Consider the following 23,738-nt stretch of genomic DNA (forward strand, 5'->3'; position numbering starts at 1 on the left):
CTCATCTAGTGGCGGCATCAACCGCCAAGGCTCTGCGACATCAAACGCCGAGGCTCTGCGGTGAACCCGAGATCCCCTTGGTTGAACTCAGGCATCTCTGCTTAAGGGACATGTCATGCAGTGTGGGCCACCGCGTCCACGGCCGAGTTCTGCGCCCCGCACGTCGATAACCTCGATCCCGGCCTTCCGAAGCGCTTTGTTTGTCAGCTCATTACGATCGTACATATAGACCACACCCGGGCGGAGCGCCACAGCATTTGCTCCACTGTTCCATTGCTGGCGTTCTACTTCGGCCGGGTCACCAGCTGTTGCAATTGACCTCAGCTTGATGCCTGTGGCAGCGGATATGACAGAAACAACAGAATCCGAACCGTGATCCACAAGGTCCACACCGAACTCAGAATCTGCGGGAAAGAGCGAGTAGGCATGAGCACTCTCCACCGTCGGCGGATGAATGAGCACAGCGTCGCGATCAACGAAAGTCATAACGGTATCAAGGTGCATCATGGCACGCTTCTGAGGCAGCCGAACAACAACTACTTGTTTGGCTGCGCCAGAGGTGAACAGAGATTGGGCTAGTTCAGTAATGCCACGGCGACTGCTACGTTCGCTCATACCCACCAGAACCACCCCGTTACCAACTGGCATCACGTCACCGCCTTCGACTGTGGCACCTTCTTGCGGTACATCGCCACGGGATTGCCACCGACGCGATGCGGTGAAGTCCGGATGGAAAGTGTAAATCGCCTCCATGACTTCCTCCTCGCCTTGCCTTGCCGGATAACGAAGCTCGCCTAGTACAACTCCGCCATAGAGCCATGAACTGGAGTCCCTCATGTACAGAAGATTCGGCAAAGGTGGTAGCAAAAACTGCGATGCGTCATCCGAATCAGATGCCCAAGCCGAGCTGTGATGATCGCCCAGATCGTCGAGTGTCAATCCGCCAGCGATGTATTCGGTGAGTCGCGAAGAGGGAAGCTCGGCCAGGAAAGCTCGGGTCTCTGAAGCCAGAGTTGGTCCCATCGCATGCCAATCTATGTTCCTATCCAAGAACCAATCGCGCGCTCCAGCATCAAGGGTCTCTGCCAGAACATCGATAACGTCCCTGACCACCACCCCTTCAGCTTGGAGACTTGCGACGAAACCAGCGTGATCCTTCTCAGCTTGCTCAACCCACATGACGTCGTCGAACAGAAGGCGCTTACGGTTGCGCGGAGTCAAGCGCCGGTGCGCAAGGCCGGGGCGGCCAACTAGGACTTCACGAAGCTGACCGACTTCCGATTGCACACCAAACATCGTTTCTCCTAAGTGAGTAGGCAAACACTATCGACGGGGCATCCGTTCCGTCGAACACTAGTCTGGCCCGAGAGAGAATGCACGCTTCACACTGCGGTTGCTGTGAGGCAATGCAACGGACGGCACTCGATTGGTCAATCAGTGATGGAATGATGTAATCTCATGTGGTCACGCCGAAGCAGTAGTTTCGGCGCGACGGGATGTGGCGCAGCTTGGTAGCGCACTTGACTGGGGGTCAAGGGGTCGCAGGTTCAAATCCTGTCATCCCGACAGAAAAACCTAGGTGAGAACAGGTTTCTCACCTAGGTTTCGTCGTTTCTGTTGTCTTTTCCGGAAGGGTTTATGGAAGCATCCGACCGCGGACGCTGATGCCATCCGGGACGCTTCGATTGCGGCCGTTGTGACGAGCCGGGATCTGGCCGGGACCTGCAGCCCGTTTTGGGCCGCGATCGGCAGCCTTTTCATCGCACAGGTGCTGTCGCTCGACTGGACGTAGCGGAGCTCTCGCTCGGGTTAAAGGCCAAAAGTGGTGTTTTTATTCTGATGGGTGTGTCGCGGGTTTAGTGTGGTCGTCCGGCCCATCCTTTTCGTGTCCAGAGTCCTTCTTCTGGGGTGAGTGCGGTGTCGTAGTGGACGGGCATGTCCCCGATTCTGGGTGTGGGTTTCGCTCTGGTCTTCATCGGGATGACGCGTCGCTTGGGTCTGCCTGTCTCGTTCCATTCATGCAGAATCTGGCGGGGCGTTGACTGATTCGACAGGATTCGTGGTTCGCTCTCGGGCCGGGTCGAAGCTAAGGAAGGCGAAGAGGCTTCCGTCTTGTTGGAGGCGTGCTAGGCGGTGGTAGACGCGCCTGTCACGCTCATGGGTGTACCACCATGTTCGTCCTTCCCGGCGTTGGTTGGCAGGGACGTCACGTGCGTAGGTGCGTTCTTTGAAGAACGCCTCATACTGGGTGTGGAGCTGGATGAGCAGACCAGACCAGGCGGCGGCCTCCTCCCGGGTTCTCACTTTCAACACTCGGATGGATAAGCCATAGAGAGCTTTCCCTGCAGCCGTGGCAGGACGGTGGGTCAGATCGCGGGTGTTGTTGCGGTGAACATGGACTAGGCAGCGTTGAACAGGAGTATCAGGCCAGACGTCGTGGAGGGCTTTGAGGGCTCCGCCCGCCCCGTCGGTGGTGACAAGGTCTGGAGGGGTGATCTGGTTGAACAGGGCGGTGTAGGCGGCACTGTTTTCATAGGTGGCCCACTGCCAGGCAACAACATGTGTTGTATTGCGGGCGATGAGCAGGCACCAGCCGTAGGGCAGGTAGATCCCGTCAATAAAGACGTGGGAATGCACTTGACCGGTCATGGGTAGGGACGGTGTGGGAATGTTCCAGCACCATTGCCAGTCACGGCGCTGGCTTGTCAGGCTGGTGCCAGTCATGTGTGCTTGTGTGCTGGTGCCTGTCACATAATCAAGGAATCGGGTCACAACAGCTGTGTCGGTAATATCTGAGCGTCCGCCACTGTCACGGTGTGGATCTTGGCCGCAGGTTACGCACCGGTAGCGGATTCTTCCGTTGCGGTACCCATTCTTCAGGACTGGGCCACACGCGCAGATGGAGCAGGGTCGTGTTGATCGTCGTCTTCCCACACACCCATATGCAGGCATAACAGGGCGCTACCACATAACCAGAGGAAAGTGGGACAAGCAAACACAACCACACCTCATCTTGCCCCAAAAGCAAGACGATACCGACCTTTCCCCACCATCACAACGAAAACCCAAACATAAAAACACCACATTTGGCCTTTAGCCCTCGCGCTCGGGATTTTCGTGTCCGTCGAGGAACGCGTTGGCTCGTGCGGCAGCGTCGGTGAGGTGCCTGGTGTCAGGGTGGAGATAGCCGCGGGTAGTCTCGATCGATTTGTGCCCGAGGATGCCTTGGAGGACGTGGAGTGGGATGCCTTCGTCGGCGAGGCAAGTCGCTCCGATGTGGCGGAGCCCGTGCTGGGTGAGGCTGGGTAGCTCGAGGTCGGTGACAAGCTGGTCCCACTTTGTTGCATCCCGCACGGACGCTGTGGTGAGGACGCCACCGCGGGGACCAGTCAGGAGCCGCTCGTCGGGTTCACGGTCGTGGGTTAGGCGTTCCAGGACGGGGGCGAGGGCTTGCAGAATGGGGACGTGGCGGATGTCGCGGCCCTTGGTTTGTTTGGTGACGAGGCCCCCAGCGCCGGGGTAGGTCTGGCGGCGGATCGTGACGATGCGTTGTTTCCAGTCGATGTCGCTGACTTGGAGGCCTGAAATTTCGGAGCCTCGCGCGGCGAGGAGAGCGCCGAGCATGACGAAGGTCGTTTAGGGAGCGTCTAGGGGGTGCCGATCCTCGCTTCCGCGCATGCATCCCGCCATCATCGCGATTACGGCAAGAGTTGGGGGAATGATTCCCGCAATCACGAATATCACGGGAATGGGTACGAGCAAGGAAAGTGGCCCGGCGATGGCGATCGAGACGGGCATGAACGCGATCGAGACAAAGAAGTCGAGGCTCGCGACTCGACCGATCATGTCGAGCGGCACCAGCCGTTGCAACAGCGTGCCCCAGATGTCGACGCCCGCTCCAGTGAGCGCTCCGACCATAAACAATGCTGCGAGCATCAGGATCAGGTTGTCCGTGACGCCAATGACTATGAGAGGCAGTGTTCCCCCGCCCCAGCAGACGATCATGAACGTGAGATAGCGGCGAGGGAGCTTCAGCGATGAGATCACCAGCGATTCAATCGCCCCGCCGATCCCGTATGCGGCTAAGAGGAAACCGAAGGTGGCTTCGGCGTCCTTGAAGCGGTCGCGGGTGAGGAAGGGCAAGAGCACCTCGATAGGGCCTTGAACAATGAGTGCGAGGGAGGAACCGAAGATCAGCGTCTAGAGCAGCCACCGCGTGCCAACCACATAGCGCACCCCCGCTCGGAGGTCTCCCCACACGCTCGCGCGCGCGGGCTCGGTCAGCTCTTGACGTCGGTTGAGGAACAGCGTGATGACGAACGCCATCGTGTACGAGGCTGCGACGATAACCCCCCCCGATCGCCGGAAAGAACATGCCGACGGTGATTCCCCCGAGGGCTGGACCGAGACCCTGACCCATCGATGGGCGGAGAGTTCCTTCGAGCCCGTTCGCGGCCAGGAGTTCCTCAGCAGGAAGCACTTGAGGTAGATACGCACTGTAGGCCGGATAGGAGAACGCGCTCCCTGCGCCCATCACGAATGAGGCGACGCCGACATGCCACAACTCGATGGACCCGGTGAGCGACAAGACTGCTACCCCGGTCATCGCTGCTGCGGTGCAGCCCTGCACGGTGATGATGATGCGGTATTTGGAGAAACGGTCCGCGACCACACCACCCAGGATCGAGAAGGCGAACAGGCCAAGGCTCATTCCAGTTGCTACCGCTGAAAGCGCGAGCGGACTGTCATCGAGCGCAAGCACTTGAAAGACCATGACGATCGTCCACATACCGGTGCCGAAGACTTCAATGCCGACCGCGGCGAACAAGAGACGATAGTCGCGTGAGGCCAAGGGACGAAGCGCACGGATCCGATTGAGATTCTTCTTGCTCATACCAGCACCTCGTCCTGAGTCATCGCAGTCAGGTGAAGCTGCGGCCAGCCGGCGACGTCGCGGAGGAGTTGCCGATCGTGGGTGGACAACAGCACGGCCGCTTGGGTTGCTCCGAGCGCCGCAGTGAGTTCGTCGACAAGAGCGATGGAGAGGTGATTGGTGGGTTCGTCCAGGAGCAGTACGTGAGGGCGTGTCGAGAGCACGAATGCGAGGTCGAGGCGGCGCTGTTGACCCATCGACAGTTCTCCTACCCGCTTGCCTGCCTCACGGGGTCGCAAGAGACCAAGCTGAGAGAGCCCGACCGCCTCGGATGACTCCAGAACCCCCTCCGAGACGAGCGCGCCGATATGTGAGGCATAGAGCTCGCTCGCCCGCCGGTCCAAGGGCAGTGCGGTTTCTTGGTGGAGGAATCCGATGCGGGTGCCCCCTGGCAATCGAGCCGCGCCCGTGTCCGGTGCAAGTTCGCCGCTGACCACTCCCAGCAGCGTCGACTTCCCCGCTCCGTTCGGGCCAGTTACGACAAGTCGACCACGGTGTGACAGCGTGAACGACACCGGCCCGGCCAACCGCCCGGCAACACTGACACGATCGACGCTCAGTAGTGCCGCACCGGTTCGGGTGGGAAGGTCGGGAAAGCGGAAGAGCTGCGGCGGTTCCGGCACGGTCACCGCGTGCGCTTCGAGCGCTTCCTGACGCCGATGCACATTCTGTACGAGTCCGCCCGCGCGGGTGGCCCGGCCGTGCTTGTTAGTGCCTTTCTCCGGACGCCACCCCGACACGAGTCGGTTCTGTGCGGCGCTGAGACTGTCTTGAAGCCGCGCGTGTTCCGCCTGCTGACGCTCGTAGTCCTGTTCCCAACGCTCCCTTTCTGCGAGACGCCCCTCCCGATATCCCGTATAGCCGCTGCCATAGACACGCGGGCGATCGTCGGGGGTCGGGTCAAGGTCGATGATGGTGTCCGCGACGTCGGACAGGAGCGCTCGATCGTGGCTGACGATGACGACGCCACCACTGCGCGCTCGAAGCTGCGCGGTCAAGAACTCGAGTCCGCTGCGGTCGAGGTGGTTGGTGGGCTCATCGAGCAGCAAAAAGTCGTCCTCAGCTCCCAAGAGACAGGCCAACCGCACCCGATAGCGCTGCCCCACGGAAAGATCAGCGAGTAACCTCGCCATGTCTGTCTCTGCGTTGAGCGCTTCGAGCGCGATCTGCACACGGCGCTCGGCATCCCAGGCATCGAGCGCTCCAGCAAGCTCCAACATGGCCGCATACTCCGCTGCGGCCTCTTCCTTCCCGTCGGCGAGAGCCTGAGCGGCGGCGTCGAGTGCCGCCAGCGCGGCGAGTGGCTCGGCGATCGCTTCGGCAACAGCCTGCCCCACGGTTCGGCTATCGAAAGCGGTCATTTCTTGTTCGGCGAGGCCGAGCGTGCCGATGCGCTGGACCACCCCGCTGTCTGGCAAAAGCGTGCCAGCGAGCACATGGAGGAGGGTTGATTTTCCGCGCCCGTTCTCGCCAACGATCGCGACTCGAGAACGGGCAGTAAGGACGACATCGACGTGGTTGAGAACGGATGTCGCTCCTCGCATGAGAGAGACATCGGAAGCGGTGAGCTGCGCGCGATGGCGCGCCGGATGAACGTGGGTGGGCGTGAGCATTCGAATCCTTCGAAACGACGCACCACAAGCCGAGAGGCAAACGGGTACGCAAATGACGGCGACCCAGAAGGGTCAGAACGAGCAGCCGCCGCAGGCTCGGAGATACTCAACGAGCGCGGTAGGCCTGCCCAGCCGTCAAAGGAAATACAAGTGCATACCGTTGATCGTAGCGCACAGCATCGCGCGCTGCCAGTTGGTTCCATCCATCACACCCTGTCGCAGCCGGACGCGGTACCGCGCGTCACGGGCCTATCCGGGCGCGGATATAGCCAGTACTTGCTCAACCGCGTGGTCACCTGCGATGGTCACTGTGACGCCACGTCCACATTGATGGGACTCTCGTGGAAACGGTGGATCTGGGACTGGCCGGAGCGAAAGGAAAGGCAAAGACTCACATTCACTCACTGCCACATCGAGCCAGGAACCCCGTAGTCGGTGTAGTCCGGCGGACGGGAGGTCGCGTACCTGTTGAGGGTGACAGTCTCGATCCGGGTGATGACTGCCGGTAATGGGTACCGGTACCTGCTGAACTCTGTCGTTACTGGGGGCGGCGACCGAGACACCACGTCTGCGCTGACGAGGTACCACCTGGAGTCTGGAACCCCGCCAGGCCCGTGGATCGGGTCGGGCCTTTCAAGGCTCTCCGGCGATCTCACTAACGGGGACTCTTTGTCTGAGGAGCAGTTGCGGCGACTCATGGGGTACGGGCAGGACCCGAACACGGGTGAGCAGCTTGGTCGCCCCTACCGAAAGTTCGCCACCGCGGCGGAGCGGGTGCAGCGTCGCCTTGAGAAACTCCCCGAGACACTCACTGCTGACGAGCGCGCGACCCAGGTCGGGTTGATCGAGGCTGAGGAAGCAGCGAAGCCGACTGGAGCGCCTGTCGCTGGTTTCGATCTCACCTTCTCCGTCCCGAAGTCTGTCTCAACCCTGTGGGCCGTCGCCGACGGAGGAACCCAAGCACTGATCGCGCAAGCACACCATGCCGCGATCCAGGAGGTCATCGAGCTGCTGGAGCGAGACGTTGTCGCGACGAGAGTGGGTGCCAAGGGTCCGCGGGGTGTGATCGCGACGGCATATGACCATTACGATTCACGGGCGTCCGATCCTCAGCTGCATACCCATGTGGTGGTCGCGAACCGGGTGCAAGCTGTGCGGGATGGGAAGTGACACACCCTCGATTCCCGCGCCCTCCACGCAGCAGTGACCGGGCTATCGGAACACTACAACGCGGTCCTCGCCGACAGAATCACCCAGGCGCTCAGTGTCGGGTGGGAGGCCCGCGCCCGTGGTGTGGGCCGGTCGACGGCGCGTGAGATCACCGGGGTATCGCAGGAGTTGACGGATGAGTTCTCCTCCCGCACCCGCGATATCGAGCAGGCCAAGGACCGTCTCGTTGCTGACTATGTGGAAAAGCATGGCAGGCACCCGTCACCGAAGCTGCTGTGGCAATTCCGGCAACAGGCGACCCTCGAAACCCGGCCACCGAAGCAACAGCACTCCCTGAGCGACCTCACCGCAAAGTGGCGTGAACGAGCCACCCAGGTACTCGGAGAGGACGCACCGACCTGGGCCGCAGCACTCCTCGCAAGTAGCACAGCCGATCCCTTGCTGCGCGCTGATGACCTTCCACTCGATGACCTCGAAGCAGTAGCCGCGGTCGTGGTCGAACGGGTCGGTGATCGGCGCGCGACGTGGAAGCGATGGAACCTCCACGCCGAAGCCGTCCGCCAAACGATGGGGCTCCGGTTCTCCACCGCCCAGGACCGTGACACGATCACGCGGAAAATCGTTGATGCCGCCGAACACGCATCCCTCCGGTTGACGCCTCCGGAGCTGCCCTCGAGCCCGCACATATTCCAACAGGCCGATGGTACGAGTGTGTTCCGTCCGAATGCCTCCACCGTGTACTCTTCCGAGCGGGTCCTTGCTGCCGAAGACCGTCTCCCTCCTGCCGCAGAGAATCGCGCTGCGCCGACGGTGCCGCTTGCGTGGGTTGAGCAGGCCGCCTGTGCAGAGAACAAGGATGGGTACATGTTGTCGCCTGATCAGAAGCAGGCGATCGCGAAGATCGGTATCTCCGGGCGCACCCTGGATGTGCTCGTCGGTCCCGCCGGGACCGGGAAAACCACCACCATGCAAACCCTCCACACGGCGTGGGAAAGACGCCACGGCAAAGGCTCAGTCATCGGACTCGCACCGTCGGCTGCAGCAGCTGAAGTCTTGGCCGGTGATTTGGGGGTGGCGACGGAGAACACGGCGAAGTGGCTCCACGAACACCGCCACGGCAACTGGAACCTCACCGCCGCTCAGCTCGTCATCATCGACGAAGCATCTCTTGCAGGGACCCTTGCCCTCGACACCATCACCACCCACGCAACCGCGGTCGGAGCGAAAGTGCTGCTGGTCGGTGACTGGGCGCAATTCGCTGCGGTCGATGCGGGTGGGGCGTTCGGGATGCTGGTGCGTGAACGTGACGATACTCCGGAGCTGTTGGATGTGCGACGGTTCCGAAATGACTGGGAAAAACACGCCTCCCTCGGCCTCCGGATCGGCGACACCGACGTCATCGACACGTACCTCGCCCACGACCGCGTCACCCCCGGCGGGTACGAGGAGATCCTTGAGCAGGCTTACCAAGCCTGCCAACAAGACCAAGCAGCAGGGAAGACATCGGTGCTGATCGCTGAGACCCTCGACACGGTCTCCCAGCTCAACACCCGTGCCCGGACCGACCGAATCCTCGCAGGCGAAGTCGCCCTCGATGGCGTCCGGCTCCATGACGGGAACGAGGCCTCCCGTGGTGACCGGGTCATCACGCGTAAGAACGACCGGCGATTGTCGCTCGGGCGGGGCTGGGTGAAGAACGGCGACCGCTGGACCGTGACCCGAGCGCACGATGACGGAGCCCTCACTGTCCGCCGAGCACTCCCAAAATGGCGCACCACGATCCCCCTGCCCGCCGCGTATGTCGCCGAGAACGTGGAACTCGGGTAGCCGAGGTTCTGTAAACGCACCTACCTCTCACACAAGTAGGAAGGTGGGGCCGGAACATGGGCCACGACGATCAGCAGGAACAGACCACGGAGCCGTTGCGGGCGGTGGTGTACGTCCGCATCAGTGACGACCCCGAGGGCACCGCGCGCGGCGTTGACCGGCAGGAGGCGGACTGCCGCGCCTACGCCGCCGCCCACGGTTGGGAAGTCGCAGCGGTGTTTCGTGAGAATGACACGTCGGCGTTCAAACAGCGCACGATCACGCTCCCATCTGGCGAGCGTGTACGGCGGGTGATCCGCCCGCAGTTCCGCGCCATGCTGAAACACCTCACCGACAGTCAGGCGCAGGTGATGATTGCTTACGACTTGGATCGCGCGGTGCGCGACCCGCGTGACATGGAAGACCTCATCGACGCGAAGGTGTTGGGCGAGTTCGCCGTCCGCTCTGTCACCGGTTCGCTGCGGTTGGATACGGATTCTGATGTGGCGATGGCCAGGGTGCTGGTGGCGATGGCGAACAAGTCATCCGCTGACACTGCCCGCCGCGTGGCTCGGGCGGCGAAGCAGCAGGCCATCGAGGGTGCCTGGCACGGCGGACGGGTGCCATTCGGATACCGGGCAGAGGCAGGCGCGCTCGTGATCGATCCGGTGACCGGGCCGTTGGTGGTCGAGATGTACCAGCGGGTGCTCGCCGGTGACTCTCTGTATCGCATTCGGAAGGATTGGAACGCGCGCGGCATCCTCACCACCCACGGATGCGCCTGGTCAGATCGGACACTCAAGATAGTGCTCTACAACCCCTCCAACAAAGGCGTACGCGAGTACCGACCCGTCATGCCGGACGGGAGCCGCGCGAAGACCTCAAAAATGCAAATGAAGGCGGCATGGCCCGCGATTGTGGACGAGGACACCTGGCAGCGAGTCTCCGATGTGCTCGACGCGAGGAAGAAGGCCCGGAACTTCCACCAACCCGGCAGCGGTGCCGCAGTGCGGATGTACCCGTTCTCCGGGTTGATCCGCTGCTCCCTGTGTGGCACGTCGATGATCCATAGGGGCGGCGTGTACCAGTGCTTACAGCCGACCCCGGGCGGGTGTACCCGTTCGATCCGCTCTGCCGAAATCGAAAGGCTCGTCGAAGAGGCAGTGCTCGCGACGTTCGAGCAGATCACCCTCCACCCCACGAAACACCGAATCTCCGGCAGCGACCTTGCGGCACGTGTCGGGCTCGCAGCGACGCTCGACAAGGATCGGGAACGCTTGGCGCGGCTGGATGATGACTACTATGACGGGCTGATCGATAAGGCGATGTGGGTGCGGCAACGCGCGAGGATCGCGGAGCGGATCGAGGCGACCCGCCGCGAATACACCGCAACAATGCCCGAACAACCCGCCGGGCTGAACATCGATGTTACGACGGTCGCTGCTGAGTGGGAAGGGCGTACCCCGATGTGGCAGTACCAGGCGGCGAGCCTGATTCTGCAAGCGGTACTGGTACACGCTCATCCCGCAGACATGATGACCGCCGTGCCCAAGCGCCGTAACGAGAGCACCGAGGCGTTCCATGTGCGCCGTGATGCGCACCGCGCAGCGGTGCTCGCACGCCGCGTCGAATTCGTCTGGCGCGCATAACCCCGACGATTCGTGACCGGCCCGCGTTCCTGACTACGAAAGCACGTCAGGGGGCGGGGCCTTCGCGTTTCTCGGCGACGGGCGCGCGCATCGGGCGCGGAGCGGCACAGAGTCCGCGCAGCCGAGTCAGCACCGCAGGATCATCCACGACGGTGGTGAAGCCCTGCGCGCGCCGTGAGGCAGCGGCAAGCTGAGCGCCGAGCGTCGAAGCAGACGAGGGGGCAGGAAGAACCGGGGCGGTGGACGTGGCGGGGGTAACGGTGCGGGTGCTCATACCGTTAGGTGCGGAAGCTCATCCCCAAATCAAGGCGCGGTGCGCTGATCGGGGTTGACGGCACGGATCATCTTCATCAGAACCTCGTCGCAGCGCAGAGCGTCGAGCGTTTCACCGTTCAGCAATCGCAGCAACACACCATCACCTATCGGCGTGCCCGCGTGCTTCGGGTCGGGATGCCCGAGAACGATCCGCAACAGCGCAGACCACGAGCGGTGCGGTATGCCGAGCAGCGTCGGGATCGCGCGGTCACGGCGCAGTACCTCGACCCCACGCTGCCGAGAGGAGAAATCGGCAAGCCGATAGGCCACATGCTCCACGCACTCGACGACCATCGCAGCATCCCATCCCGCGGACTCGAATAGCGCGACCGTGGCAGACAGCAGAGTGACCACCCGTGTCTCATACTCGTTCTCGTCCGCGTCGCCGTCATCGTGGTGCGTGAACGCGGGGTGGTAGTCGGCCAAGCGCTCCCGCTCGGCGAACCGCACAGCATCATGAAACCCGACGATCCGAGACGTATGGCGCACCTTGCTGGCAGAAGTCAGCATCCCGGCGGCACGAGCCTCAGCGTGACAGGTGATCTGCACAGCACGAGTCACGACAGCCCACGGGTTGCCCGCGTTACGTGTCGAGGGGGCGAGCATCACCTCGAACGCGGCGGAGGCGACCGCCCAGGCGTCCACCCCGTGCCTACGAGCGAGTGGCCGGTACTTGATAGCGGTGTAGCGCATGAGTTCGGCTGCTTCACGGTCACCTCGCCATGCGCCCGGCCCGGCGTCGTGTAGCCGGATGAGTAGGGAGCGTAGACCTTCTGGGCTCTCGAAACTGCTGCTGGCCGAGCCAGTCGTTCCCGCACCAACGTTGATAGCGGGTGAGGTGTGTTCGTCCACGGTGACGCCTCCCAGAAGGGAGGTGCGTCACCGGAACCCAAACCAAAGCGTCAGAGCGCACGCGGCTGGGTGCGCCATCGACGGGCCCATCACGAGTGATCCGCAGTGGCGGGCGGTGGCTGTCTCGAGGCGTGGGAATCGGCTCGATGAAGCCTGGGCGTCCAAGCGCGGTTTTGTGCGGGGCCGGACTCTGCTCCGCTGTCTTGTCTGTTCACGCGCGGGCGAACGTCGCGACGTTAGTCACTCTCCGGCCAGCCCACGAGCATCGCCGTCGTGGGCGCGACAAGTCTTGCGGCGATTAGCTCGTCAGCTTCAACGGTATGGAGTAAGGAGGCTTCTACAGCCCGGGTGATGGCCGCGATTGCCGTACGGCCATCACCTAGCCGACGAAACGAGCTATGCCTCGGTCGCGGCCGTGATCGGCGGCGGGCATGGGCGGTCTTCGTATTTCGTGACGCGTTCGGTAGGGAGTTGTTGCGTAGGTATCTCAGGCGAGGTTTGCTTCGATCCAGGTTCGCATTGCTGCACGGATGATCTCGGCGTTTGCTTGACCACCGTAAGTGGCGGCGAAACGAACGTCCATGACGTACAGCTCGGACAACCCGATGTAGGCGTCACGGTCGGGTTTCCGTCCGCCCCAGTAGTCCGTGACCCAGGCGTAGTGATCGGCAACTAGCGCCTGGAAGGAGTCGGAGTCCGTGGCGATGCCCGATTCCGCTGCGCTGCGCAGCGCAGCGTTTACGTCGAGGCTCTTCGCGTCGTCTGCGTTTCGCTGGGCTTCGTTCATGCCCTCGCGCCGCTTCGCGCTGCGCTCCCAGGCATCGTCCCCCCAACGCTGCCTTACCTCGCCCTCGTACTGAGACTGGTCAACGCCAGCGAATACTTCATTGATGGTCATGTCTTGGCCTTTCTGTACCGCGTGCAGGGTTTGCTGCACCACGGTGATCTGCTGAATTGTGCGATCTCGCCGCTCCTCCAAGAGCGAGAGATGCGACTGGATCGCTTCCTCGAGAGACTCGTCATCATCGAGTGCGATCTGAATAGTTGCCAGGGGCAGTTCCAGTGCGCGCAGGGAGAGAATTCTGTACAGCCGGGAAAGCTCTGCCTCGCCATAGAATCTGTAGCCGTTGCTCGCAACCCGTGATGGATGCAGAAGCCCGATCTGCTCGTAGTGGCGAAGCGTTCGACTGGTCAGCCCGGTCGCACGCGCAACATCTCTGATCGCCCACTCCTGCATGTCGTCCTCCGGTGGTTACGGTCGGCCTGCGTCGGACGAAGATGCGGTCGGAATCTCGAAGTCACCGACGATATTGCTGCCAACCCACTCCTGCGCTTGCGCCTGGTCAGCGACTCTAGGCGCGGTCAGGATGATCCTGTTGCTGTCTGCATCGGTAAACGTGACGTCTGTCGAGAACCATGGGGTGTCATAGGGTCCGCTCACGTCAGCACCCGCAGCACGCAACTGCTCCGCGACTTCAGCGAGGTCCACGTCCCCGGCTGCGAACGACGCCGTCGTCGATCCGGAGACCGAGGTGCCTGGGGTGACGAGGATGTCCTGGTACTTCTCGCGCCGTAGATGCACGAGCGAGGGAGCGCCTCCTGGGCCTGGGATGGTCGCAAGCGTCACGAAACCCGCAGCGGCGTACAGGCTTTCCGTGGCCGTCAAGTCTTGGGAGACGAGGTTGACGAACATGGGCATTGGGTAGATTGACCGGTCGATTTCCGGTCCTGTTTTCTTTGTCATGTCTTCAACCATTTCAGTTGACGTTACGGCAGAGTCAAGCTCTACGTCCACGCTTCTGATCACAGTTGTCGCCACGCCACATCTCCACCACCTGCACCTGCACACGCTCAGCGCCAAGTAACACCTCTTCGCTCCGACGATGACCAACCGAGCCCTCAGACAGGAATATGCACGTATGCCACCGCGGGTGGGGCGTGCGCACCTCCTTCATGAGACGACTCATGAGGGAGGCCAGGATGAAGGGCGGGGTGATCCTGTTCCGCGGCACAGGTGCTGCCGCGCGCCGCTATGTCGAGGCCGACCGCTCCCGCGCCGACGAGTATTACCTGGGCGCGGACAACGCCTTGTCGGAGTACACGGTGCTCGATGCTAGCGGCGAGGTCACCGCCGCAATGTCACTGTCGGCGGTCGAGTACGAGGGGTGGGTGGACTGGCACGATCCCGTCACGGGTGAGTCGATGGGCACGCCACGTAATCCGGGTGAGGGGTCGAAGGGTTCGCCGTTGTTCGCGGAGATGACGATTAACGCACCCAAGAGCCTGTCGGTCGCCGCCGCCCTCCACCCCGAAGTATCTAGCGCCCTCGACCAAGCGCAGCAGGATGCACTTGGAGAGATTCGCCGCTGGCTCGGCCAACACTCCGTCATCAGGGTCGGGCCGCGTGACGCGCGGGAAGTGCTGCCTATCGAGCAGATGCAGGTCGTCGGCATCCGCCACAAGACCTCGCGGGCTGGTGATCCGCACCGGCATATTCACATGCAGATCGGCACTCGGGTGTTTGCGGCTGGGAAGTGGCGGGCACTGGATACGGCGGCGTTGTTCAAGCAGCAAGGCGCGATCCGCGCCCTCGGAACCGCGGTCATCGCCGCGCACCCACACCTCGCGCAAACCCTCGCAGAGCATGGCCTGACCCTCGATCCCGTCTCCGGCGAGGTAGTTGAGTTGCAGCCATTCAATGGGGTGATGTCGAAGCGGTCTGCGCAGATCAGACGCAACCTCGTCCGGCTCGAAGCCGAATGGGAAACAGAGCACCCCGGCGAAGCTCTCGGCCCGATCATGACCGCGAAGTTGCAGGGCATCGCCTGGACACACAAGCGGCCAGGGAAGAAGCCGACTGATTTGAAGAACGAGCAGTGGTGGGTGCAGGAACTCCGCGACGCCGGATACGACCCCGCTGCACCTCGACGCAGCACCGTGCAGCGCCCGGTGCAGTTGGATGAACTTGCGGTGCAGGAGGTTGCATCACGGGCACTGGATCGCTGCGCCGCCGCATCATCAGCATGGACGAAACACAGCATGCAGGAGCACGTCACCCGCATCACCACCGAACACGGAGTGCAAGCAACACCTGCCGAGCTGCGCGAGTTCATCAAGATAGCGACCGACCTTGCGGTCTCGGATTGCTTCTCCGTCCTGCCACCGGGTGCGGCGACGCCGGAACATGTCGCGCACCTGACCAGCCTCACCGTGATCGCCGCCGAAACCGCGCTCCGCGACCGCTTCGCCGCCACCACCCCAGAGCAAGAATCGAAGCACCCGGACATGACCGACGCCGCACAAGTAGCGGGGCTGAACAAAGGGCAGGCGGTCGCTGCTGCTGCGGTTGCATCATCTGACCCGTTGGTGATCGTGGAGGGTGCTGCGGGCAGCGGGAAGACGACGATGCTGCGCACCGCCATCGACGTCGCCGCCCAGCACAGCAGGGCGTCACGGGTGGTTGCACCGACGCTGCGCGCGGCGCAGGTCGCGCACGAAGAACTCGGCATCCCCGCAACGAGCGTTGCGGCGCTCGTACATGCGCACGGATGGCGATGGAACTCCGATGGCGTATGGACACGCCTACACCCTGGCGACGCTGACCCCGACACCGGGCGCACCTTCACCGGCCCGCCCGACGATGCTGTGCTGTCGCGGGGTGAACGGGTAATCGTGGACGAGGCCGGGATGCTCGACCAAGACACCGCCCACGCCCTCCTCGCCATCACCACCGAAGCCGGAGCGACCGTCGCGCTTGTCGGCGACCGTGCCCAACTCCCCGCTGTCGGTCGGGGCGGGGTACTCGACATGGCCGCACAGATCAGGGGCCGTACATACGACATGACCGAGCTGCACCGGTTCGCCGACGCCGAGTACGCGACACTCACGCTGACGATGCGCGACCGGGAGAACCCCGGCGAGGTGTTCGACCGGCTCACTGCCATGGGCCTCGTGATACTGCACGCGGACGAGGAACAAGCCCAGCAGCACATCACAGAGCAAGCTACTGAGGGTGAGGCGATCACGGTCGCCTCGAACGACAAGGCAGCGGCGTTGAACGAGCGCATCCGCATGGGGCGGGTCGAGCGAGGCGAGGTTGATGACACGATCACGGCGACCGGCAGCGACGAGCTGCCTATCGGTCGGGGTGATCTGATCCAGACGAGGAGGAACGACCCCGCGCTTGGCGTGGCGAACCGGCAGCAATGGATCGTGCAGCACGTCGCTGGTAATGGCACCGTGTACGCCCGCGAGACCGGCAGCGGGCGCAGGAACCCCCGCACCGTCGCCCTCCCGCCTGAGTACGTGAGTGAACACGCGCACCTGTCCTACGCAGCAACCGCGTACGGCGTCCAGGGCGCAACCGTCAACGCCTCCCACACGATGCTGACTGAGGCGACGAGCGCGGCAGGCGTCTACGTTGGCATGACCCGAGGCCGCGAGCACAACTGGCTGCACGTTGTTGCCGAGGATATGGCGGAGGCTCGGGCGCAGTTCGTTGCAGCGACGGAGCGCGATCCCGCAGACCGGGGCCTCGACCACGCCACCGCACAAGCCGCCGAAGCCGTGCGTGGCATCGTCAAGGACGGCCCGATCCAGCGCGTCACCGAAGAACTCGCCAGACTCGACAGGGAAGCCGAACGTGCTGAGCGGCATGCGGATCGATGGGAGCAGGCCGCCAACCGGCTCGATGCCCAACGCGCTGCGCACCGGGCCGAGAGCGACGAGAGCACCGCCGCGCTTCGCCAGGCCGAGGAAGAGGCCGCGCGGGTGCGTGCCAAGGTCGCCGCGCCCCTCACCAAGCAAGCCGAACAAGACGGAGCGACGTACCTTGCCAGAGTAGAAGCAGAGAGGACAGCGAGCACACGCCTCGCCACTGTCGGGCGATTCGGGCGGCGTAAGGCCCGCGACGAGCACCGCGCCGCCAGCGAACAAGCAGCAACCATCCGAGTACACCTTCGCGATGAGTGGGACGCCGAACCGCCACGAACCCGCAGCGCACTACCCGAATGGGCTACACAGGTCGCGGAGCGGCGAGCAGAAGCCGATCCCCGCGTGAGCGAAGCCAACCAAGCTGTCGAAACCGCGCGCACCGAACGAACCACAACGGTTGACCGTCACCGCAACGAACGGCTGGCGCTCTTGGCAAGCGAGTACGGGGCTGAGAATGCCCGCGCTCACCAGTACGGGATGCGCGCCCTCAACCCTCGACGCAATGCCCGCGATGCTCGCACCCGCGCAGACTTCCTTCGCGTCGAGAGTGCAGAACTCCGCAGCCTCCCGACGAACGTCGCCGCCAAGCTCATCGAGACGAAGCGCGCCGAGCAGGAGCGTGGTCGGCAGCAGGCAACGGAACGGGCCAGGCAACTGCATAGTCCGTTTGCGAACGATCCCCAACGCTATGACCCGCGCCGCGAGGGACCAGCGCGCGGCCTGTGATCAGTCACGCAGTTCCTGTGGTCCACATGACCTATCCTGGCGTCGGGTATGATGCTTGGCATGGGTAACTTGATTTGCGTGTTCGCTGCGACGCACACGCTTGCTGTCCGCGACCGCCGCGCCTAACGGCGCGCCTCGCTGAACGCTTCGCGCGTCGTCCATCCGAGAGACCATTCGCGTCTCGGAACGGCGATCTTGCGCACCCATTTTTTCTCTGTGCTCTGCCCTGTTTCCGAGGCGCTCCATCGGGTCTGCTGAAGGTTTGGTTGACTAATGTTTAGGTCCCGTGTGTGGGGTCTGGAAGGATAGTTAACATGGCTAAATATTCTGATGAGTTTAAGGCAGATGCTGTTGCTTTGGTTCATGCTGGTAACTCTCAATCGCAGGTCTGTCGCGATCTTGGTGTTTCTAAATCAGCAATAAGTAATTGGGTTGCTGCTGATGAAAGAAACCGTTTAGGTTTGCCCGCTTCTAACGAGGTTGACAGTAATGAGAATATGCAAATCCAGGCATTGATTAGCCGTAACCGGTTACTGGAGCAAGAAAACGAGGTGCTACGCCGGGCTGCCGCTTATTTGTCACAGATACATATCAAAAACCCAAAATAATATACCCTCTCGTTCAAGAAATGGCTGCCCAAGATTATCGCCCAGTAAGGGTGCCTGTGGCAGTGGCGGGCAGGGTGCTCGGGTTTAGTAAGCAGGCTTACTATAAATGGGTTAAAAACCCAGTCTCGGCTAGAGAGGTAGAAGAATCAGGGCTGACGCAGAAACTTTTAGAGTTACATGCGGATGATCCTGAGTTTGGTTACAGGTTCCTTGCCGACGAGATGCAATCGCTTGGGTTTAGGGTGTCTGAAAGACGTGTGTGGCGACTTTGCAACAAAGCTGGGATCAGGTCAGTGATTAGTAAACGTAAACGTAAATATGTGCCTGCGGGTGAGCCTGTTAGTGATGATCTAGTTAAGCGCGACTTCACAGCTAATAAACCTAACCAGCTTTGGTTGACCGATATTACAGAGCATCACACGAAAGAAGGCCGTCTCTATATTTGTGCGGTTAAAGACGTGTTCTCTAACCGCATTGTGGGTTATTCGATCAACAGCAGAATGAAAGCAAGTCTTGCTGTTAATGCTTTACAGAATGCGCTATTGCAGCGTGATTACCCGGCTGGTGTTGTGGTGCATTCAGATCGGGGTAGCCAGTTTCGTTCCCGTAAATATCGGCATGTTTTAGAGGAAAACGGTTTGTTACAGTCGATGGGTCAAGTAGGTGCGGCAGGGGATAATGCTGCGATGGAATCGTTCTTCAGCTTGTTGCAAAAGAACGTGCTTGACCGTAAAAGTTGGGCATTTAGGAGCAAGTTACGACTTGCGATTGTTTCTTGGATCGAGGGTAAATATCATCGTAAACGCAGGCAGCGAAAGCTCGGCAAATTGACCCCTGTCGAGTTCGAGATGGTTATGATGGAAACAGTCGCGTTAGCGGCTTGAAAATAAAGAAATTATAGTCAACCAAACCTTCAGCAGACCCATCCTTCTTTCTTGGAGCGCGAACATGCCTCGTTCATCCCACGGCGGCCGACACGAACTCGGCCAGAACTTCCTCACCCACACACCCACTATCAGCAAGATCACAGCCCTCGTTACGGCGACGAAGGGGCCGATCCTTGAACTCGGCGCTGGAGCCGGTGCACTCACGAGGCCTCTCGCGCAACTCGGCAGGCCAGTGACTGCGATCGACATCGACGAGCATCGGATCGCAAGCCTCCAAAGCGCACTGCCAGGCGTGACGATCAATCACGCCGACGCGCTCACCGTTCCTCTCGACCATCCCGTGATCGTAGGGAACATCCCTTTCCACCTCACCACTCCGATTCTGCGACGGCTTCTCCGGGGCGGCACCTGGACCGAGGCCGTGCTCCTCACTCAATGGGAGGTCGCACGCAAGCGCTGCGGGATCGGTGGCTCCACCATGCTGACTGCGCAGACTGCGCCCTGGTTTACCTTCGACCTCCACGGCCGGGTTCCCTCCTGGGGTTTTCGCCCACGCCCCAGCGTTGATGGGGGCATCATCCAGATCAGTAGACGCAACCATCCTCTCGTTCCCGGTTCACAGCGCAGCCGGTACGAACAGTTCGTACGCGCGGTGTTCACCGGTCGAGGCGGAACCCTCGAGCGCATCATCGCGAACGCGGGCCGCCTCGATCCTGGACAAGCCAAGCAACTCTTGAGGCAGAGTGGCATCGACACACGCGCGTTGCCGCGAGACCTGACACCAGAGCAGTGGGCCGGAGTCTGGAACGCGATGCCTGAGCAGCCACCACTCAAAACCCACCAAACACGACCACGGTCTAACGATTCATGATCTCGCTGCCCGCGATGATCAGTCGGTCGCGCGAGTGAACTCTCACCGACCGGTAAACTACAACCGCGCACACGCGCACGATCACAGGTGAGTGCGTTTAGGGCACCTCGGCTACGCGATCACCGCGCACCGTGCGCAAGGATCGACCGTGACGACCGCGCACGCGATCGTGTCGTCGCCGGAAATGACTCGCGAATCGTTCTACGTCGCAATGACCCGCGGCCGGGAAACCAACCGCGCCTGCATCGCCACCGACCAACACCACCTCGAAGAACACCAGCACCGCGACGACCTCCACATGACCGCTAGGAGCATCCTCTACGGCATCCTGCAACACGTCGGCGCGGAACCATCCGCGCACGACACCATCACCGCCGAGCAAGAAACGTGGGGATCGCTGGCGCAGTTCGCGGCGGAGTACGAGACCATTGCTCAAGAAGCTCAGCAACACCGCTGGACCAGCCTCCTCGAACAAGGAGGGCTCACCACCGAAGTGCTCGATGAACTCGTCGAGACAGAGTCCTTCGGAATCCTTACCACTGAGCTGCGTCGCCTCGAAGCGGCAGGCCACGACATCGACCAACTACTTCCGCGGGTGGTGCAGGCCGGGAACCTCGATGGCGTCGATGATCTCAGGTCACTGCTGCGGTACCGGATCCAAAAGATCACCAGCACCTACCCACCCAGTCCGCGACGCGCAACCCAGCTCATCGCAGAACTCGTTCCCCGAGCTACGGGCGTCACCGACCCTGCCATGCGCACAGCACTGGACGAGCGAGAGCAACTCATGGGCGAACGTCTCGACGCGCTCACCCAGGCCGCGATCGATCAGCCCGCACCGTGACTGGCCATGCTCGGAGACCTCGACCACGAGACCCGGAAACAGATGGTTCGCGCGGTCGCCGCATACCGTGACCGCTGGGGCTTCACCTCGACAAGCGCTCTCGGACAGGTGCCCGCCGATGACGCGCAACGCCTCGACTACGAACGCACCCGCGCCGCACTCGCACGCTTGAACCAAGTTGCAGGCGATCAAGTCCGGGAGGTCGCGCAGCGGCGGAATGAGCGCAGGCTCTAGAGACCACGACGTAAAAGCGCCTCGGTTCTTGAGGCCTTCCTTCTTGCTGGAGCGGTGGGTAGCCTGATGGTGGCAGGAGCAACCACGCGCCGATCCCCGCAAGCTGGGGTGAGGCAGACCGTTCGAGACGCGTCTCGGGTATTCAACCACTCAGGACCGGCCACACTGCGATAGTCCTGCGTGCGAAAGTGAGGCCCACATCATGCTCCTGAACCGGCTCTGGAACGCCAGCATCCACACCCGCATCTTCCTGCGCCATTGGATGCCCACCAACATCCTCCTCGACAAGCTGCGCACCCGACGCGGCCTGAAATGGGGAATCCCCGCGATGCTCCTCGGCGTCGTCCACCTGCTGATCGCAGTCACCTGCACCGGGCTCATCGAGCAGGGCTGGAGCAAATGGCTCTACCTCGTGTTCTTCCTCGCCCTATGGAATGCGCTGAAGTTCTTCTTCTTTGGACCGTGGAGCCTCGTACTGCTCGCTCGCGCACGGGCACGTGAGATGCGGTCACACAGAGGCTCCAGATAACCCAGGCCTGTGTAGCGCGGCAGTATTTGTCGTCACTTTCTAGTCCGCAACTTACTTGTCGGACATTGAGTCATAGAACGGGCGCACACCCTCCACCCAGTCGGACGTTTCAATGATCTCGGAGCGAGGGACTTCCGCAGGCCAGTTGGCGAGGAACCAATACTCCGCAGATTCAAGTGGCACCCATAACGGGCGATCCTAGACGTGCCCCTTGTACCACTCCGCTCGCCGAGCGTAACGAGGGTCGGTCGGCATTGCCGTGAGCTTGGACCACGTCCAGTCGGTGAGATCAGCGAAGTCGTATGGGAGATCCTTAAACGGGCTGGGAGCATCAACGCGTCTCGCGCGATGTGTCTTCTCGCCACGCACGAACATCAGCCCCCCGACTACCTCGCCCGAGGTTGACTCGAACAGAGCATCGTCTTGCGTCATGTTCTTCTGGATGCCCTTGATAACGATGTAGGCCTCGAAGAGGTCGTACACAGCATAGAGTCCCCAGTTCGCTGCCACTGCCACAGCCTCGACGTCACGAGAATGGCGCAGCTCCTTCAACAAGCCTGCTGCCCACATGAGCGAGCGCAGACGGATTCGGTACATCGCCTCAAGATCCACTTCCATTAGAGAAACGCTACTGCCAGTGTTTCGAAGACAACCCTTCAGAATCAAGGCACCTTACGAGGGTGAGCAGTCTCTCTCGACAGACTGGACGGATGTGCCAACAGCTCAATAACGACCACCAAGCCGTCCTCTTCCGCATGAATTCCACGCCGGAGGTGGCCAGCCGTGGCTAGACCTCGCACCCCAATCGGAGCTTTTGGCGTCGTAAGCACCCGGCGCACCGACGGCGGACGGTGCGTCGCTCGGACCCGGTACCGGGACTGGGATGGTAAGAGCAGACACGTCCAGGTCACTGGCGCGACCAGACCCACCGCAGAACGCGAGTTGAAGAAGAAGCTCTCCGAACGGGATCTGTTCAACCCTGGGTTCTCCGGGATGAGCGCCGACAGCTCCTTCCCTGCGCTGGTGTCGTATTGGCTCGAAGACATGGACCTTGAAGACCGGCTCTCGCGTACGACAAGGCTGCTCTATGAGCGCAACATGCGGACCCTCGTCCTGTCCTTTTTCAAGGAGGTCACGCTGAGGGAGATCGGGGTGGCCCGCTGCGACTACTTCCTCAAGCAACTTGCGAAGAAGAGCTACAACCGAGCACGCCAAGCCCGAGTCGTCCTGCGGCTCGCGCTCGGACTTACTGTGCGCCATGAGATCATCCCTCGCAACCCGATGGATCATGTCTCCCGGCTCCGTCGCCCCACTCGCACCCCGGACGTGTTCACCTGGGGCGAGCTCGAAGCGATCCGCACTGGCATCAGCGCCTGGGAACAGCGACCGATCAAGGCAGGGCCGAAACCGGACGGGCAACTCGGGCAGATCGTGGAAGTCATGCTCGGTACCTCAGCACGCATCGGCGAGTTCCTTGCGATCCGCGTCGGAGACCTCGACCTTGCGGTCCCGATCCCCTCGGTGCGCATCTCTGGAACGATCATCAGCCGAAAGGGTGAACCCACGCACCGCTAGGACCACCCCAAGACTGCTCGCTCCGTTCGCCGAGTCGCCCTGCCGGGATTCGCACTCCAGGCGGTCCAGGCACGTCTCAAGAAGATCCGCTTCCCGCACCCGGATGCACTGCTGTTCGCGACCCGCGTCGGGACACCGCACACGGCCAACAACATCCGCAGGCAGCTCAGGGACGTGATGGACAAGGCCGGGTCGCGGACGTGACCCCGCACCGGTTCCGCCGCACCGCCGCGACCGCGATTAACGAGATCGGAGGACTGCAACTCGCCTCCGAACTCCTCGGTCACAGCGACCCCTCCATCACGAGAGAGCACTACATACGCCGCAACGAGACCGTGGACCCGATCACGGCAGAGTTCTTGGAGAATGCCCTTGGGAAGGCGAGCTGATCGCAGCCGCGAGGCAGTCAGCTC

At 62.0% G+C, this 23,738-nt stretch carries 21 protein-coding genes, 1 tRNA gene and 1 pseudogene; 12 read left to right on the top strand and 11 right to left on the bottom strand.

The window, feature by feature from the left end; genetic code table 11:
* Window positions 1-87 precede the first annotated feature (87 nt).
* Window positions 88-1,296 (bottom strand): arginine deiminase, encoded by a 1,209-nt coding sequence (locus tag H2O17_RS06205; protein ID WP_182048901.1) that lies wholly within the window; start codon window positions 1,294-1,296, stop codon window positions 88-90.
* A 196-nt stretch (window positions 1,297-1,492) separates the two neighbouring features.
* Between H2O17_RS06205 and H2O17_RS06210 the strand changes: the two genes are divergently transcribed.
* Window positions 1,493-1,566, top strand: a tRNA-Pro gene (locus H2O17_RS06210).
* Window positions 1,567-2,016: 450 nt separating this feature from the next.
* Here the strand turns inward: H2O17_RS06210 and H2O17_RS06215 are convergent.
* The 5 genes from H2O17_RS06215 to H2O17_RS06230 form a co-directional block, all read right to left on the bottom strand.
* On the bottom strand, window positions 2,017-2,724 hold the full coding sequence (locus H2O17_RS06215; protein WP_182048902.1) for a transposase: 708 nt from the start codon (window positions 2,722-2,724) through the stop codon (window positions 2,017-2,019).
* A gap of 369 nt (window positions 2,725-3,093) precedes the next feature.
* On the bottom strand, window positions 3,094-3,624 hold the full coding sequence (locus H2O17_RS06220; RefSeq protein WP_220456720.1) for a tyrosine-type recombinase/integrase: 531 nt from the start codon (window positions 3,622-3,624) through the stop codon (window positions 3,094-3,096).
* 12 nt (window positions 3,625-3,636) lie between these two features.
* Window positions 3,637-4,047 carry an MFS transporter gene (locus tag H2O17_RS11510; RefSeq protein ID WP_220456721.1) on the bottom strand — a complete coding sequence of 137 codons (411 nt, stop codon included), beginning with the start codon at window positions 4,045-4,047 and terminating at the stop codon, window positions 3,637-3,639.
* 7 nt (window positions 4,048-4,054) lie between these two features.
* On the bottom strand, window positions 4,055-4,894 hold the full coding sequence (locus tag H2O17_RS06225) for an MFS transporter (RefSeq protein ID WP_220456722.1): 840 nt from the start codon (window positions 4,892-4,894) through the stop codon (window positions 4,055-4,057).
* On the bottom strand, window positions 4,891-6,546 hold the full coding sequence (locus tag H2O17_RS06230) for an ABC-F family ATP-binding cassette domain-containing protein (protein WP_182048903.1): 1,656 nt from the start codon (window positions 6,544-6,546) through the stop codon (window positions 4,891-4,893). The genes H2O17_RS06225 and H2O17_RS06230 overlap by 4 nt, the downstream gene beginning before the upstream one ends.
* Window positions 6,547-7,041: 495 nt before the next feature.
* Between H2O17_RS06230 and mobF (H2O17_RS11515) the strand changes: the two are divergent.
* The 3 genes and pseudogenes from mobF (H2O17_RS11515) to H2O17_RS06240 all read left to right on the top strand — a co-directional run.
* Window positions 7,042-8,079, top strand: a pseudogene (gene mobF / locus H2O17_RS11515) (MobF family relaxase); the annotation flags it as partial.
* A gap of 501 nt (window positions 8,080-8,580) precedes the next feature.
* Entirely contained in the window at window positions 8,581-9,543 is a 963-nt protein-coding gene (locus tag H2O17_RS11665) for an AAA family ATPase (protein ID WP_246311358.1), read from the top strand.
* A 56-nt stretch (window positions 9,544-9,599) separates the two neighbouring features.
* On the top strand, window positions 9,600-11,171 hold the full coding sequence (locus H2O17_RS06240; protein WP_182048904.1) for a recombinase family protein: 1,572 nt from the start codon (window positions 9,600-9,602) through the stop codon (window positions 11,169-11,171).
* 303 nt (window positions 11,172-11,474) lie between these two features.
* On the opposite strand, the gene H2O17_RS06245 is transcribed toward H2O17_RS06240, so the two are convergent.
* The 3 genes from H2O17_RS06245 to H2O17_RS06255 all read right to left on the bottom strand — a co-directional run bounded on the left by H2O17_RS06245 (window position 11,475) and on the right by H2O17_RS06255 (window position 14,157).
* Window positions 11,475-12,338, bottom strand: coding sequence for an exopolyphosphatase (locus H2O17_RS06245; RefSeq protein WP_182048905.1), 864 nt, complete (start codon window positions 12,336-12,338; stop codon window positions 11,475-11,477).
* Window positions 12,339-12,825: 487 nt separating this feature from the next.
* Entirely contained in the window at window positions 12,826-13,575 is a 750-nt protein-coding gene (locus H2O17_RS06250; RefSeq protein WP_182048906.1) for a MerR family transcriptional regulator, read from the bottom strand.
* Between the two features lie 15 nt (window positions 13,576-13,590).
* On the bottom strand, window positions 13,591-14,157 hold the full coding sequence (locus H2O17_RS06255) for a VOC family protein (RefSeq protein ID WP_220456725.1): 567 nt from the start codon (window positions 14,155-14,157) through the stop codon (window positions 13,591-13,593).
* Between the two features lie 161 nt (window positions 14,158-14,318).
* On the opposite strand from H2O17_RS06255, the gene mobF (H2O17_RS06260) reads away from it, so the two are divergent.
* The 6 genes from mobF (H2O17_RS06260) to H2O17_RS06285 all read left to right on the top strand — a co-directional run bounded on the left by mobF (H2O17_RS06260) (window position 14,319) and on the right by H2O17_RS06285 (window position 21,750).
* Window positions 14,319-17,777 carry a MobF family relaxase gene (gene mobF, locus H2O17_RS06260; RefSeq protein ID WP_220456726.1) on the top strand — a complete coding sequence of 1,153 codons (3,459 nt, stop codon included), beginning with the start codon at window positions 14,319-14,321 and terminating at the stop codon, window positions 17,775-17,777.
* 314 nt (window positions 17,778-18,091) lie between these two features.
* Window positions 18,092-19,269 (top strand): IS3 family transposase gene (locus H2O17_RS06265; RefSeq protein WP_182048908.1). Its coding sequence is split into 2 segments (ribosomal slippage): window positions 18,092-18,374 and window positions 18,374-19,269, totalling 1,179 coding nucleotides; the frame shifts between segments, so codons are not numbered across the junction.
* A gap of 64 nt (window positions 19,270-19,333) precedes the next feature.
* The gene (gene erm / locus H2O17_RS06270) at window positions 19,334-20,143 is read left to right on the top strand and encodes a 23S ribosomal RNA methyltransferase Erm (RefSeq protein WP_182048909.1); all 810 of its coding nucleotides are present in this window, start codon (window positions 19,334-19,336) and stop codon (window positions 20,141-20,143) included.
* Window positions 20,144-20,291: 148 nt separating this feature from the next.
* Window positions 20,292-20,987, top strand: coding sequence for a hypothetical protein (locus tag H2O17_RS06275; protein WP_182048910.1), 696 nt, complete (start codon window positions 20,292-20,294; stop codon window positions 20,985-20,987).
* A gap of 6 nt (window positions 20,988-20,993) precedes the next feature.
* Window positions 20,994-21,221, top strand: coding sequence for a hypothetical protein (locus tag H2O17_RS06280; protein ID WP_182048911.1), 228 nt, complete (start codon window positions 20,994-20,996; stop codon window positions 21,219-21,221).
* Window positions 21,222-21,423: 202 nt separating this feature from the next.
* Window positions 21,424-21,750 carry a hypothetical protein gene (locus H2O17_RS06285; protein WP_182048912.1) on the top strand — a complete coding sequence of 109 codons (327 nt, stop codon included), beginning with the start codon at window positions 21,424-21,426 and terminating at the stop codon, window positions 21,748-21,750.
* A 51-nt stretch (window positions 21,751-21,801) separates the two neighbouring features.
* Here H2O17_RS06285 and H2O17_RS11730 read toward each other — a convergent pair whose 3' ends face one another.
* Entirely contained in the window at window positions 21,802-21,933 is a 132-nt protein-coding gene (locus H2O17_RS11730; protein WP_281363041.1) for a hypothetical protein, read from the bottom strand.
* Window positions 21,934-21,948: 15 nt separating this feature from the next.
* Window positions 21,949-22,368: a hypothetical protein gene (locus H2O17_RS06290; RefSeq protein ID WP_182048913.1), complete on the bottom strand. Its 420-nt coding sequence runs from the start codon at window positions 22,366-22,368 to the stop codon at window positions 21,949-21,951.
* A 165-nt stretch (window positions 22,369-22,533) separates the two neighbouring features.
* On the opposite strand from H2O17_RS06290, the gene H2O17_RS06295 reads away from it, so the two are divergent.
* Complete coding sequence (locus tag H2O17_RS06295) at window positions 22,534-23,325, top strand: tyrosine-type recombinase/integrase (RefSeq protein ID WP_220456727.1); 792 nt, start codon at window positions 22,534-22,536, stop codon at window positions 23,323-23,325.
* Window positions 23,326-23,372: 47 nt separating this feature from the next.
* A complete protein-coding gene (locus H2O17_RS11735; RefSeq protein ID WP_281363081.1) occupies window positions 23,373-23,714 on the top strand; it encodes a site-specific integrase in 342 nt (113 codons plus the stop codon).
* Window positions 23,715-23,738: the final 24 nt, after the last annotated feature.

The sequence above is a fragment of the Changpingibacter yushuensis genome (assembly GCF_014041995.1).
Lineage (GTDB): Bacteria > Actinomycetota > Actinomycetes > Actinomycetales > Actinomycetaceae > Changpingibacter > Changpingibacter yushuensis.

Bases quoted from the DNA above. Each gene is read 5' to 3' on its own strand.
- H2O17_RS06225 (WP_220456722.1), bottom strand. From the start codon at position 4,894: ATGAGCAAGAAGAATCTCAATCGGATCCGTGCGCTTCGTCCCTTGGCC.
- erm (WP_182048909.1), top strand. From the start codon at position 19,334: ATGCCTCGTTCATCCCACGGCGGCCGACACGAACTCGGCCAGAACTTC.
- H2O17_RS06290 (WP_182048913.1), bottom strand. From the start codon at position 22,368: ATGGAAGTGGATCTTGAGGCGATGTACCGAATCCGTCTGCGCTCGCTC.
- H2O17_RS06215 (WP_182048902.1), bottom strand. From the start codon at position 2,724: ATGACTGGCACCAGCCTGACAAGCCAGCGCCGTGACTGGCAATGGTGC.
- H2O17_RS06230 (WP_182048903.1), bottom strand. From the start codon at position 6,546: ATGCTCACGCCCACCCACGTTCATCCGGCGCGCCATCGCGCGCAGCTC.
- H2O17_RS06220 (WP_220456720.1), bottom strand. From the start codon at position 3,624: ATGCTCGGCGCTCTCCTCGCCGCGCGAGGCTCCGAAATTTCAGGCCTC.
- H2O17_RS06205 (WP_182048901.1), bottom strand. From the start codon at position 1,296: ATGTTTGGTGTGCAATCGGAAGTCGGTCAGCTTCGTGAAGTCCTAGTT.
- H2O17_RS06240 (WP_182048904.1), top strand. From the start codon at position 9,600: ATGGGCCACGACGATCAGCAGGAACAGACCACGGAGCCGTTGCGGGCG.
- H2O17_RS06250 (WP_182048906.1), bottom strand. From the start codon at position 13,575: ATGCAGGAGTGGGCGATCAGAGATGTTGCGCGTGCGACCGGGCTGACC.
- H2O17_RS06285 (WP_182048912.1), top strand. From the start codon at position 21,424: ATGCTCCTGAACCGGCTCTGGAACGCCAGCATCCACACCCGCATCTTC.
- H2O17_RS11665 (WP_246311358.1), top strand. From the start codon at position 8,581: ATGTTGTCGCCTGATCAGAAGCAGGCGATCGCGAAGATCGGTATCTCC.
- mobF (WP_220456726.1), top strand. From the start codon at position 14,319: ATGAAGGGCGGGGTGATCCTGTTCCGCGGCACAGGTGCTGCCGCGCGC.
- H2O17_RS06280 (WP_182048911.1), top strand. From the start codon at position 20,994: ATGCTCGGAGACCTCGACCACGAGACCCGGAAACAGATGGTTCGCGCG.